At 71.6% G+C, this 13407-nt stretch carries 9 protein-coding genes; 3 read left to right on the top strand and 6 right to left on the bottom strand.

Annotation, left to right across the window (positions count from 1 at the left end):
• Positions 1-9: 9 nt before the first annotated feature.
• Positions 10-735: a PspA/IM30 family protein gene (locus ORG17_RS10080; protein ID WP_110859024.1), complete on the bottom strand. Its 726-nt coding sequence runs from the start codon at positions 733-735 to the stop codon at positions 10-12.
• A gap of 122 nt (positions 736-857) precedes the next feature.
• Positions 858-2783 carry a TPM domain-containing protein gene (locus ORG17_RS10075; RefSeq protein WP_301565367.1) on the bottom strand — a complete coding sequence of 642 codons (1926 nt, stop codon included), beginning with the start codon at positions 2781-2783 and terminating at the stop codon, positions 858-860.
• A 284-nt stretch (positions 2784-3067) separates the two neighbouring features.
• On the opposite strand from ORG17_RS10075, the gene ORG17_RS10070 reads away from it, so the two are divergent.
• Both ORG17_RS10070 and ORG17_RS10065 read left to right on the top strand, forming a co-directional pair.
• Positions 3068-3271, top strand: coding sequence for a hypothetical protein (locus tag ORG17_RS10070; protein ID WP_017885770.1), 204 nt, complete (start codon positions 3068-3070; stop codon positions 3269-3271).
• Between the two features lie 72 nt (positions 3272-3343).
• Positions 3344-3898: a 4'-phosphopantetheinyl transferase family protein gene (locus tag ORG17_RS10065; RefSeq protein WP_214527572.1), complete on the top strand. Its 555-nt coding sequence runs from the start codon at positions 3344-3346 to the stop codon at positions 3896-3898.
• On the opposite strand, the gene map is transcribed toward ORG17_RS10065, so the two are convergent.
• On the bottom strand, positions 3882-4649 hold the full coding sequence (map, locus tag ORG17_RS10060) for a type I methionyl aminopeptidase (protein WP_214527573.1): 768 nt from the start codon (positions 4647-4649) through the stop codon (positions 3882-3884). The two genes, ORG17_RS10065 and map, sit on opposite strands and share 17 nt — an antisense overlap.
• Before the next feature lie 32 nt (positions 4650-4681).
• Between map and ORG17_RS10055 the strand changes: the two genes are divergently transcribed.
• Entirely contained in the window at positions 4682-4951 is a 270-nt protein-coding gene (locus ORG17_RS10055; protein WP_173034076.1) for a helix-turn-helix domain-containing protein, read from the top strand.
• Between the two features lie 4 nt (positions 4952-4955).
• On the opposite strand, the gene ORG17_RS10050 is transcribed toward ORG17_RS10055, so the two are convergent.
• The 3 genes from ORG17_RS10050 to ORG17_RS10040 all read right to left on the bottom strand — a co-directional run bounded on the left by ORG17_RS10050 (position 4956) and on the right by ORG17_RS10040 (position 13404).
• Positions 4956-8072 carry a DEAD/DEAH box helicase gene (locus tag ORG17_RS10050; RefSeq protein WP_301565368.1) on the bottom strand — a complete coding sequence of 1039 codons (3117 nt, stop codon included), beginning with the start codon at positions 8070-8072 and terminating at the stop codon, positions 4956-4958.
• Positions 8073-8164: 92 nt separating this feature from the next.
• Entirely contained in the window at positions 8165-9493 is a 1329-nt protein-coding gene (locus ORG17_RS10045; protein ID WP_301565369.1) for a M1 family metallopeptidase, read from the bottom strand.
• A 14-nt stretch (positions 9494-9507) separates the two neighbouring features.
• The gene (locus ORG17_RS10040) at positions 9508-13404 is read right to left on the bottom strand and encodes a Pls/PosA family non-ribosomal peptide synthetase (RefSeq protein WP_214527575.1); all 3897 of its coding nucleotides are present in this window, start codon (positions 13402-13404) and stop codon (positions 9508-9510) included.
• Positions 13405-13407 lie beyond the last annotated feature (3 nt).

Raw genomic sequence — 13407 nt, 5'->3', positions numbered from 1 at the left:
GGGCGTTCGTCAGATGCTCGAGGATCCGCCGGACTTCAGCGCGGCGAGCCGTGCCTCGACCTCGGCGTCCTTGCCGACGTCCTCGAGGCTCTCGAACTGGGCGTCGAGGCTGGACGACTGCAGCTCCTGCTGGCCGAGCACCTTCGCCTCTTCGCGGCGGACCTTCTCCTCGAAGCGGCCGAGGTCGCTCGTCGGGTCGAGCACGTCGATGTTGCCGAGGGCGTCGTTGACGCGGGACTGCGCCTCGGCGGTCTTCGAGCGGGCGACGAGGTTGTCCCGCTTCGCGCGGAGCTGCTCGAGCTTCTGCTCCATGCCGGCGAGACCGGTCTTGAGCTTCTCGACGGCCTCGTTCTGCGACGCCAGGTTCGGCTCCGCGTCCTTGACCTCCTGCTCGGCGGCGATCTGCTTGCCGATCGCGATCTTGGCGAGGTTGTCGAACTTGTCCGCCTCGGCCGACTTGCCCTCGGAGCGGTACTTGTCGGCGGCGGCGGAGGCGTTGGCGGCCTTCTGGCCCCACTCGACCGCGGCCTTCTTGTCCTCTTCGTGGTCCTGCTCGAGCAGGCGCACGTTGCCGATGGTCTGCGCGATCGCGGTCTTCGCGTCGGCGATGTTGTTCGTGTAGTCGCGGACGAGCTGGTCCAGCATCTTCTGCGGGTCCTCGGCGTCGTCGATGATCTGGTTGATGTTCGCGCGCACGAGGGTGGAGATGCGTCCGAAGATGGTCTGCTTGGCCATTGCTGTTCCCTTTCGTGGAAGTCCTGTGGACGGTGTTGTCGGGTCGTGTCTGGTTCTGGGTGCCGGAGGCCGGGTCAGCTCCGGTCGGGTCCGGCCGTGTCGGGAGCGGGGGAGCGTGCCCGTCAGAAGCGGCCGCCGCCGGAGAAGCCGCCGCCGCCCCCGCCGCCGCCTCCGCCGAAGCCGCCTCCGCCGCCGAAGCCCCCGCCGCCGCCGAAGCCACCGCCCCCGAAGGAGCCGCCGCCGTAGCTGCCGCCGCGACCGCCGAGCAGGCCGCCGAGGACGAGTCCGGTGACCAGGCCACCGAGTTGGGCGCCGCCACCGCCACCGCCCTGACCGCCACCCCAGCCACCGAGGTCGTCGTTGGCGGCGTCCATCGCTGCGGCGGCGTACTGCTCGGCCGCGCGGGCTGCGTTGAGTGCCTGGCCGGGGTTGCTCGGGGCGAGCTCGACGGCGTCGTCGTAGGCACGCTGGGCCTCGGACAGCCGGGTCCGGGCGGTCGGGCCGATGCCGCCGCGGTGCAGGGAGACGTAGTCGCGAGCCTGGCTGATCCGGTTCCGGGCGTCGCGCAGGGCCGCGTCGAGCGCCTGGGTGGCGCGCTGGCGCTGTTCCTCGGCACCCCGTGCCGCGGCGATGGCCTGGTCGATCTCGGTGTTCGCCCGGGTCAGCGCGTCGACGGCCGCCACGGGGTCCTTCGGGTCGAGCCCCTGGCGGAGCACGGCCTCGGCGCGGGTGACCGCGGCGGCGAGGTCCGGGCCGCCCGAGCGCAGGCTGCGGGCGGCGGCGACGTCGCCCTGGATGTCGATGCGCATCGCCTCGGCGCGGGCGGTGGCCTCGTTGAAGGACTGCTCGGCGGCGAGTGCGCCGTCGGTGAGCTGCTGCACCTGGGCGAGCGCGTGCTGGGCGTCGCGCACGGCGACGACCGCCTCGCCTTTGTCGCCGGCGGCGATGGAGGCGGTGGCGGCGTTCGAGCGTTCGGTGGCGAAGGCGAGCACCTGGTGGGCCTGGTCGACGTTGTTCGCCACGGTGGCGAGGGTGCGGCCGGTGTAGCGGGCGCGGACGCGGTCGAGTGCGGCGGCGGCGGCCCCGACCGAAGCCGGTGCGGCAGCCACGGCCTGGGCGAGCGACGCGGCTGCGTCCTCGATGCCGTCCTCGAGCGACCGGAGCTGGTCGAACGCCTCGGTCTGCTCCTCGATCGCGGCGTGCGCCCGTTCGCAGATCACGATGATCTGGTTCGCCCACTCGGCGCGCTGCTGGGGGGTGTCGGGGATCTCGTCGTCGAGCTGCTGCCGGATCGTGAAGGCCTTGCGGACCTCGCGCTGAGCGGCCTGCACGGCGTCGGCGAAGGGCTTGGCGGAATCCGGGCCGAACTGCGCGCTCGCGAACCCGACCTCTTGTTCGGCGGTGCGGAGTTCGTCGTCGATGGTGACGAGGGCGCCGCCGGCGGTGCGTTCGAGGTCGGCGAGCGAGGCTTCCTGCGCCTCGGTCGCTGCGGCGGTGCGGCGCTTGTTCCGGGTCCGGATGACCAGGACCACGACGATGAGCCCGACGACCACGACGAGCAGCAGGATCCACAGCCAGGTGAGGTCCACCGGGGCCTGCGACTGGGTCAGCCCGTCGGCGAAGGCCACGGCGGCGCCGGACCAGTCGCCCTGCTTGAGCTCGGGGAGCAGCGCGTCGTTGACGGCGTTCTCCACGTCGGACGAGGAGATCGCGGTCTCGTTCGTCTGCTGGACGTCGTAGTTGCGCTCGTCGACCGCGACCGAGAGCAGGATGCCGTCGGTGTCGATCTGGTTCTGCTCCATCACGGCCCGGCCCCACTCGGTGTGGTCGGTGGGGTCGGTGAAGGACGGCACGAACACGACGAACAGCTGCGTCTGGGTCTCGGAGTACAGGTCCTGCACGGCCTGCTCGACCTTCGACTGCTGGGATGCGGTCAGCGCGTCGGCCTCGTCGAGGACGTACGCGCCGCCCAGGTCGACGGGCGCCGTGGCGTGTGCGGTCGTTGCCGGAGCCAGGACGATGAGCATCGCGACCAGGGCCGCCGTCACACGGCTCCACAGCCGCGTTGTCCCCCTTCGCCCGCTCGATCCGTCCGTGCCCGATCCGTGCTGGACCGCTCGCATCCGTCCTCCGTCCGTCGCCGGTCGGTACCCCGTGGCACCGCACCGGACCGCGCCACGAGGGCGCTGTCGCCCGGAGTCTATCCAGGCCACGCAGGGGCACCGCCAGACTCTGGGGGAACGCTCCGGACCGTGCTTCCTGTGGACGTCTTGTCCCCCGTACCGGGGTATGCTGGCGCCACTGTTCGAGGATGAACGGAAGGGGAAGAACGATGGAACGCACCACGAGCACCGAGGTCGTCCCGCTCGAGGACGGCTACCACCGGGTGTCGACTCCGGCGACGGGTGTGATCGGTTTCGTGCGCGAGCACGACGGCCGCTACGAGGTCCTGCGCGGACGAGTTCGCCAGGCGACCCGCTCCGAGGGGCAGTACAGCACCATGAACGTCGCGCTCATCGCGCTGACGCACGCCTGATCCGCTCTGGGCGCGACCACACGACCGACGGGCGCCGCCCGGGTCGGTGGGTCGCGCCTCCAGACCGTCACGGTGACGCTCCGGACGCCGACTGCTGACCGCGCCGACGACCGGGAGGCCCTGGTCGCCGCCGTCGCGTCGGCGACCGGCGTCGAGCCGGTCGCGGTGCGCGCGGGGCGCGTCTGCCCGCACTGCGCGGGGACAGACCACGGTCGTCCGTGGGCGACCGTCGCGGGCACCGCGGTCGGCGTGAGCCTGGCGCGCGCACCGGGGGTCGTTGCCCTCGCGGTGGGGCCGTCGGCGCTCGGCGTCGACGTCGAACGGGTGTCGCGGGTCGCTGCCGCACCGCTCGACGCCTTCACCCCGGACGAACTCCGTCGAGCCGACGGGGACCCGGCGATCCTCGCCACCGCGTGGGCGGCCAAGGAGGCCGTGCTGAAACGCGACGGTCGCGGGCTGCGCGTCGACCCGCTCGCGGTGGAGGTCGACGTGGCCGCCGGCACCGCCGTGTTCGAGGGTGTCGGACAACCGCTCACCGTGCTGTCCCCCGCGCCGGACGTGGTGCTCGTCGTCGCGGCGGGTGGCCTGTCCGTCGAGGTCGTCGGGACGGTCAGCGGGGGAGCGTGAGCACCTCGGCGCCGTCCTCGGTGATCGCGATGGTGTGCTCGGTGTGGGCGGTCCGCGCTCCGGTGGCACTCCGCAGCGTCCACCCGTCGGCGTCGGTGACCAGGACGTCGGTGTCCGCCATAACCCACGGTTCGAGCGCGAGCAGGAGTCCGGGCCGGAGCGTGTAGCCGCGGCCGGGGCGTCCGGTGTTCGACACGTGCGGGTCCTGGTGCATGGTCGAGCCGATGCCGTGTCCGCCGAACTCCACGTTCACCGGGTAGCCCGCGGCTTCGAGGACGGTGCCGATCGCGTGGGACAGGTCACCGATGCGGGCGCCCGGTCCGGCGGCGGCGATGCCCGCGGCCAGCGCGCGTTCGGTGGCGTCGATGAGGGCGAGGTCCTCGGAGCGCGGGGTGCCGACGACGAAGCTGATCGCGGCGTCGGCGGCGATGCCGTCCAGGGACACCGCGAGGTCGAGGGTGAGCAGGTCCCCGTCGTGCAGCACCCGGTCGTGCGGCAGCCCGTGCAGCACGGCGTCGTTCACGGCCGTGCAGATGTGGTGGCCGAACGGACCACGGCCGAACGAGGGCGCGTAGTCGACGTAGCAGGAGTCGGCACCGGCGGCCTCGATCATCTGCTTCGCCCACCGGTCGATCTCGAGCAGGTTGGTGCCGACGCGGGTGCGTTCGCGCAGGGTCTGCAGGATCGTGCCGACGAGGGCTCCGGTGGCGCGGCCCTTGTCGACCTCGGCGGGGGTCAGGATCTCGATCACGCGGATGATCATACCGGTATTACTATGTGGTCATGGTCCGTCTCCCACTCCGCCCCGACGAGGTCGCGCGCGGTCGTCGCCTCGGTGCGCTGCTCCGTCGTGCCCGTGGCCCGCGGTCGATCGTGGACACCGCCCTGGCCGCGGGGATCTCGCCGGAGACGCTCCGGAAGATCGAGACCGGCCGCATCGCGACGCCGGCGTTCTCGACGATCGCGTCGGTCGCGGGCGTGGTCGGACTGTCGCTCGACGCGGTGTGGTCCGAGGTCAGCTGCGACCCGGCGGACTCCGCGGACATCGCCTGACGGGCTAGCCGAGCGAGGCGGCGAGGTCGCGGAAGAACGGGAACTCGGCCCACGCAGTACGATCACCGATGACGTACAGCCGCCGCTTTGCTCTGCTGACGGCGACGTTCACGAGGTTCACCGATTCCGATGCCCACGCCTTCGCGCCGGGTGCATCAGGATCGCCTCCGAGCACGAGGAACACGACCTCAGCCTCGCGGCCCTGGGCGGTGTGCACGGTCCCACCATGCATACCGGGGTAGTCCCTCGAAAAGCTCTCGAGACGATTCGCGACGGCGCGGAAGGGTGAGACCGCGATGACTTCGTGTGCGTCGACGCCGTGCGTCTGCAGGTACTCCATGGCAAGCCCGAGGCGCTCGAACTCTCGCTCCTGCAGATGCGAACCAGGAGTCTCTGCGGGGGTGTCCGCCCAGTAGCTGCTCGCCATGATCGGGCCGGCCGTGCCGTCGAAGCGATCGGGACCGCTAGGACCCTTGAGTGAACGGTGGACAGCGCTCACCATGAGGCCGCCGTACGCGATCCGATTGCACAACGAGAACATCGGGTCGTCACACCGCCGGTGCACGCGGAGGGGCGCCGCGACCCATTTGTCGTCGTCTCCGACGGCCAAGGTGGTGCCGAACGGTGAGACCCGATCTGCGAGCGTCTGCACCGAGGCTGCGGGTGGAATCCACAGGGAGGTCAGGCCGAACGCGGTGGCGATGTCACGCTGTGCCTTGGCCGGCATCGTGACCACGGGCGTGAGCTGCAACGGATCACCTACTGCGAGTACTCGCCGTGCACGCCAGATGGCCCCGACCGCGTACTGAGGACAGGCCTGTCCCGCTTCGTCGATGAGCAGCCAGCCGAGGGCTTCCGATCCGAGTGCACCGAACATCCGACTGATCGACGCGAACGTGGTCGACACCATCGGGACCACCATGAAGAAGAGCTGCCAGGCAGCCTTCGCGGCTTCTGGTGAAAGCCCCGCTGGTGCGCTTCCGGCGACGACCGACACGGCGGCGCGCAACCCTGGCAGCGTCTTGTCGACAGTGTTCTCCAACCAGGCCCGATGCAGCCGCAGAGCCTGGAGGAAGAGCATCGAGCGTGCACGGTCGAGCTCGGGGTCGAGCCACGGTGCTCGCGTGTGGAAGCGGTCCACGGAGGTGTCGTCGAGCGGGTACGCGTCTCCGTACCGGGTGCGATCCTCGGAACAGAGGGAGGCGAGGGAGTCGGCGGTCGTCTGCGTATCCGCCATGGCGGTGCGGACTGCCCCGAGTTGCTCGTCAGAGACCGTGGCGGTGTGCTGTGCACTTGCGTACTCAACGTCGGCGAACCCCACTTCCCGTCGACGTTGCGTCTGCTCCGCCATCACGGGAGTGACCTGACTTCGCCACTCGCGTGGTGCCCTTCCGAGAGTCAGGAGTGCCTCCACCCAACCGGGACGCAACGCGATGATTGAATACAGACGCTGCTGCACTTCGGACTGACGTCGTTGCGCAGCTTCGAGAACGGCTTGCCGTTCCGCAACTGCTGTCCGCGCGCGCCGGAGCTGGTGCAGCGATCGCTCTTCCTGGTCGCGGAGGCTGCGGAGGGAAGCAGTCGTGGACTCGAGATCGGCGATCCGTCGGGCTGCCGCGGCTCGTTCCTCGAGGAGCCGTTGGACGAGGCCTTCAGCGGCTTTGAACTCCTCGCGAGCCCGAGCCCAGTCGGCCGGTTCACGCTCACCGTTCTTGACCGCTTTCAGGATGTCCTGGAGCCCGGGACGTGAGCCGTCACGGGCGCCGAACCAGAATGCAGAGTGGAATCGCCCCCGGTTCTTCTTGTTCCCGAGTTTCGCGGCGACGAGGCCCCACGCCTGCGGATCCTTGTCGGGCGCCTTCCGCTTGTCCAGCAGGGAAGTGGCGATGTCCGCGAAGTACTCAGCGTCTCCGAACTCTTCGCCGAGGGCATCGCTCGACGGGAGTTCTTCGGAGACGTTCTCGACGGCGGCGTTGTTCGCGGACGTCACGACCATCTCGTACCCGGTGAGACTCGGGATCAGGGCGGGAACGCTCATGGTGTACTGGTCTGCCGTCCACCTGTGCGTGGTCGGTGAGAAAGCAGCACTCGGGTCTGGCAAGCGGGAGAGCGTTCGGGCCCGCTCGACGACGTTGCCCGCCAGGACGTCCCTGAGCATCGTGGTCTTCCCGGTGCCCGGCGGGCCGTTCACACCGCGGGTTCCGCCTGTGTCCCCGAGAGCGTCGAACAGATGGTTGACGGCGAACTGCTGACTGCGCGCAAGGTGGTGTGTCGCCGACGCCGGCCACCGGCCGAGTGGGATCTTCGAGGGACCCAGCAGGTCGTTCTCGGCCTGGACATCGGCCGCTACGTCGTGTCGCGACTCCTCGTCCACTGCGCCGTCTGGTGTGAGGTACGACCTGAGCGCTGCCCCGACGTCACCAGCGTCCACCGCATTCCGGACGACGGTGAGGTCTCCGAGGAAGAAACTGTTGAGGAAGTCGGAGTCGACCGTTTGGTCCGGCGCTGCCCGCTTCACCGGCACACTTCGGATACGGACGTCCTGCCCTGCAAGTCGTGAGAGTCCGGTGACGCCGGCACTCGCATGTGCGGCCTCGAGGAGTTCGCGCATCGCCGTGGCGCCGATGATCGGCGTGGTTCCGTCGTCCTCATCCTCGCCGACGAGATCCGTCACGCGTTCCGTGAACTGCTCCGCGGCCGGCGAGAACGCCTCGACCCACTCCGATGGCCGATCGTCGCCGGCCCTGATACGTCCGACGGCCCAGAGCGCTGACGACAGTGTCGGCGAGCCTGGTACCAGTGATCCGTGTTCGTCGACCACGAGTGCCGCGCAAGCGCTCTCCCCGGGTGGCTGTGAATCGAAGGCATCCTGAGCGTCGGAGAACGCCTGATGCAGCCAGTCGTAGATGCCTGCGAGTGGGTAGGGACCGAGGTAGACGACGTGGTGCTGGACCAGGTCCCGATCATCGTCAGGGCGGGACTCCCACGGGAGACGCTTGCCTGGAGTCCACTCCGAGACACCCGGGCCACGGCGTTTCGGTATCGGTTGCGGGCTAAACAGCTCCAACATCCGCCAGAACTCGACGACGCTGTCAGCCCGTCCCGCCTTGGTCTGCCTCACGAGCGTGTCCCCCTTCACCGGCCGCTCACCAACGGCCGCCCCGTTCGACGATATTGCACGGCGAGCTGGTCGTCGTGCGCGGCGGGAGCCCGCTAGTCGACGCGCGGCGCCGGCAGCGCCGGCACCGAGGCCTCGTCGATCCAGGGTCCGGTCACCGCCAGGACGTCCGCGACGGACCGGCCGGTGGCGTCCGCGAACGCACGGAGCACGTCGGGCACGGTGACGGATCCGTGCCGGTGCCGCTCGGTGATGCTCCGCAGCCCGGTGAAGAAGGCGTCGTCGCCGATCGTGCGGCGGACGGCGTGCAGGGCGAGGGCGCCGCGCTTGTAGACGCGGTCGTCGAACATGTCCTTCGCGCCCGGGTCACCGACCACCAGGTCCTCCGGCTGCTCGAGCAGCGCCTGCCGGTACCGCTCGGCCAGCTGGTCGGCGGTGTCGTCCCCGCGGTCCTCGGACCACAGCCACTCGGCGTAGCAGGCGAACCCCTCGTGCAGCCAGATGTCCTGCCACCGGGTGACCGTGACGGAGTTGCCGAACCACTGGTGGGCGAGCTCGTGGGCGATGAGGCGGTCGGTGCCGTGTTCGCCGTCGACGTGGTTCCGGCCGAACACCGCCAGGCCGTGGGCCTCGAGCGGGATCTCCAGGTCGTCGTCGGTCACCACGACGCCGTACGCCGCGAACGGGTACGGGCCGAACCGGTCACCGAACAGCGCGAGCATCTCCGGCACCTGGCCGAAGTCGGTCTTCGCGGCGGCGGCGAGGTCGGCGGGGTGGTGCAGCGTGACGGGGACCCCGCTCGTGCGCAGCTTCGTGGTGCGGTACCGGCCGATCTGGACGGTCGCCAGGTAGGTCGCCATCGGCTCGGTGGTGGCGTAGGTCCAGCGGGTGCCGACGCGGTCGCGCTCCTTGGCGAGCAGCTCCCCGTTCGCCAGGACGTCGTACGCCGCCTCGGCCGCGATCTCGATCCGGTACGTGGCCTTGTCGTCGGGGCGGTCGTTGCACGGGAACCACGACGGCGCTCCCGTGGGCTGCGCGGCGACGATGACACCGTCGGACAGTTCTTCCCAGCCGAGCTGTCCCCACGCGCTCCGGACGGGGTGCGGGGTGCCGCGGTACCGCAGGTGCACGCTGAACACGGTGTCGGCGGCGATCGGGTCGGCCGGGGTGACCGTCACCTTGTGCGTCGCGGTCGAGACCTTCTTCGCCCGGCGTCCGTCGACGTCGACCCGGTCGACCGTGAGCCCGTGCAGGTCGATCACGACCCTGTCGAGCGGCTCGAGGGCACGCGCGGTGATCGTGGCGGTGCCGTCCAGGCGGTTCGTGGCGACGCGGTAGTCGAGACGGAGCTCGTAGTGCTCGGCGCTCCACCGTCGGTCGCCGCTGTGCGGGGTGTACGGGTCTGCAGCGGGATCGGAGGGCACGGGGACAGTCAACCTCATGGCGCCGGTGGGGCGGTCACCGACGGTGCTGCGGATGTCCACGGAGCGATCGGGTTGCCGGACCAGCGGGAGCCCGTCGGTACCTGCTCACCGCGCATCACGAGGGAGGACGGCCCGACGGTCGCCCCGGCACCGATGCCGGCCGCCGGCAGGACCACGCTGTGCGGCCCGAGCGTCGCACCCGCGTCGATCCGGACGGTGTCGAGCTGCATCACGCGGTCGTGGAACAGGTGCGTCTGCACGACCGTGCCCCGCGCCACCGACGCCCCGGAGCCGATGGTGACCAGGTCGGCCTCGGGCAGCCAGTACGTCTCGAGCCAGGTGCCGCGGCCGATCGTCGCACCGAGGCTCCGCAGCCAGACGGCCAGCGCGGGGGTGCCGGTGGCCTGCTCGGCGAACCAGGGGCGCGCGACGGTCTCGACGAAGGTGTCCTGCACCTCGTTGCGCCACACGAACGACGACCACAGCGGGTGCTCCCGGGCGGTGATCCGGCCGACGAACGCCCACTTCGCGATCGTCGACACCACGGCGGCGACGGCACCGGCGGCGATGAGCACCGGCCCGGCGAGCAGCACCGTCCACCCGATCCCGACGGCCGACCACAGCGCCAGCAGGGCTCCGGCCACGCCGAGCGCGATGGCCGCGGAGACCATCGGGGCCACCAGGCGCAGCAGCTCCCAGCAGCCGCGGGCGACCTTGAGCCGCCTGGACGGGCGGAACGTGCGCGCCTCGTCGAACTCCGTCGCCGCACGCCGCAGCCGCACCGGGGGCGACCCGAGCCACGACGACCCGCGCTTGGCCTTCTTCGGCACCGCGGACAGCACCGCCACCAGGGCCTCGCGCGGCACCGAGCGTCCGGCACCCGTCATCCCGCTGTTGCCGAGGAACGCACGACGGCCGACCTTCGAACGACCGATCCGCACCCGACCGCCGCCGAGCTCGTACGTCGCCACCATCGTGTCGTCGGCCAGGAACGCCCCCGACGCGATCTGCGTCAACGCCGGGATGAGCAGCACCGTCGAGATCTCGGTGTCCCGACCGACCCGGGCACCGAGCAGCCGCAGCCACACCGGCGTCACGAGCGAGGCGTACAGCGGGAACAGCAGGGTGCGCGCCGCGTCGAGCACCCGCTCGGTCGACCACACCTGCCAGCCGATCCGGGAGCGCACCGGGTGCCGCCCCTCGTGCAGCCCGATGCCGAGCAGCCGCACCGCGACCACCACCAGCAGCGCGTACACCGCACCGGCGACGACCGTCGCCAGGGGGACCGTCACCAGCGCACGGAGCAGCGCGTCGCCCAGGGTCGACGCCCGCCCGACCAGGGCGAAGGCGACCAGCAGTCCGACCGCGACACCGACCACCGGCAACCCGGCCACGGCCAGGGACCCGGCCCCGTACGCCAGCAGCCAGCGTCGACGGGTCGCGGGACGGGCCTCCCGGTCGTCACGAGCCGACCCGGTGCGCTCCGCCGGTGCCCCCGCCCAGCGTTCGCCAGCGGGCACCGGGCCGCCGACGGCGGAACCCGCCGTGATCTCGGCACCCGCACCGACGTGCGCCCCCGGCAGCAGCGTCGTCCGGCTGCGCACCACGGCGTCCTCGTCGACACGGACGTGCCCCAGGTGGAACACGTCGCCGTCGAGCCAGTGCCCGGCCAGGTCGACCTCGGGCTCGATCGACGCACGCTTGCCGATCGTGAGCATCCCCGTCACCGGCGGCAACGTGTGCAGGTCGACGTCCCGGCCGATCCGCGCACCGAGCGCCCGGGCGTAGTAGCTGATCCACGGGGCACCCGCCGTCGACGGGCCGTCGACCGCCTCGGCGATGCGCTCGGCCAACCACACCCGCAGGTGCACCGAACCACCGCGGGGGTACGACCCCGGCCGGACCCCGGCGAGCAGCAGCCGCGCCAGCACCACCGTCAGCGCCATCTTGCCGATCGGCGTCACGAACACCAGGAGCGCCAGCACCAGCACCGGCCAGGGCAGCACCGGCAGGAACGGCAGCGTCGTCGCGTGCAGCACCGCAGCCACCAGGGCCGTCCACGTCAGCACCCGCAACCCCCGGAGCACCTGCACCGGCAGCCCGAGCAGCGTCATCAGCAACCCCGTCGCCGGAGGCACCGGCGTGACGTCACGCGACGACGCCTCAACCGGGCCGGACTCGTCCAGCGCCGCCGCCAACGCCCCGATCCGCGGGTGGTCGTACACGTCCGCCACCGTCGTCGTCGGGAACCGCTCCCGGATGGCCGACACCAGCTGCGCCGCCGTCAACGACCCACCGCCGTGCGCGAAGAAGTCGTCGTCGACGCTCGCCACCGGCACCCCCAGGATCGCCGACCACCGCTCGGCGATCCACGCCACCGTGTCCGGCAGCATCGCCGCGTCCGAGGCGCCCGGCAACGGCCACGGCAGCGCCGCACGGTCGACCTTGCCCGACGTCCGCGTCGGCAGCGACTCCACCACGGCCACCAACGGCACCAGCGCCGCCGGCAGCTCCTGCCGCAACCGGGCGTTCGCCGCGGCCACGTCCACCGTCGCCCCGGCCACCGGGGCCACGTACCCGACCAGCACCTGGTTGCCCGCCGGGGTCCGCTGCACCACCGCGGCACCACCCGCCACGTCGTCCAGGGCCTGCAGCGCCGCATCGATCTCCCCGAGCTCGATCCGCCGGCCACCGAGCTTCACCTGGTCGTCCGCACGCCCCTGGAACACCAGCCCCTCGGGCTCGTACCGCACCAGGTCCCCGCTCCGGTACGCCCGCTCCCACCCGAGCTCCGGGAACGGCGCGTACTTCTCCGCGTCCTTCGCCGGGTCGAGGTACCGCCCCAGCCCGACCCCGCCGATCACGAGCTCACCGACGCCGCCCGGCTCCACCCGTTGTCCGGCACCGTCCACCACGGCGAGGTCCCACCCGTCCAGCGGCAACCCGATCCGGATCGGCTGGCTCCCGTCGAGCAGGGACCCGCACGCCACCACCGTCGCCTCGGTCGGCCCGTACGTGTTCCACACCTCACGGTCACGACTCGCGATGCGCGCCGCCAACTCCGGCGGGCACGCCTCACCACCGAAGATCACCAGCCGCACCTGCTCCAGCGCATCGTCCGGCCACAATGCCGCCAGCGTCGGCACCGTCGACACCACCGTGATCGTGTGCGCGATCAGCCACGGCCCCAGGTCCACCCCCGTCCGCACCAACGACCGGGGCGCCGGCACCAACGCGGCACCGTGCCCCCACGCCAACCACATCTCCTCGCACGACGCGTCGAACGCCACGCTCAGCCCCGCCAGCACCCGGTCACCCGGACCGATCGGCGCCGCCTGCAGGAACATCCGCGCCTCGGCGTCCACGAACGCCGCAGCACTGCGGTGCGTGACCGCCACACCCTTCGGCACCCCGGTCGACCCGGACGTGAAGATGATCCACGCGTCGTCGGTCTCCCGGGGGAGTTCGGCGCTCGCCGCAGGGTCCGTCACCGGCAGCTCCGTGCCGTTGCGGTCACGCAGGACACCGCCCGCGCCGATCACCCCGACGACACCGGCCTCGCCGAACACCAGGGTGGCGCGCTCCTCGGGGTCGTCGGCATCGACGGGCACGTACGCGGCTCCGGCGGCGAGGACGGCGAGGATCGACAGGTACAGGTCACGCCCGCCGGAGGGGATCCGCACCCCGACCCGGTCGCCCCGTCGGACACCGCGGCGGGCCAGGTCGTCGGCCTGCGCGCGCACGAGGTCGAGCAGGGCGGCGTAGTCGACGCTGCCGGCGGGGTCCTCGAGGGCGGTTGCGTCCGGGTGGGTCGCCGCGGTCGCCGCCAGGACGTCGAACAGGGTCCGTGGGGCGGGTGCGTCGCCGCCGCGGGCGAGTTCGAGCTGCGCGTTCCCGGTGCCGATGGTCATCGA

The sequence above is a fragment of the Curtobacterium flaccumfaciens pv. betae genome (genome assembly GCF_026241855.1).
Lineage (GTDB): Bacteria > Actinomycetota > Actinomycetes > Actinomycetales > Microbacteriaceae > Curtobacterium > Curtobacterium flaccumfaciens.
Note: the sequence above shows the minus strand (reverse complement) of the source record. Positions and strands in the feature narration are given on the sequence as shown.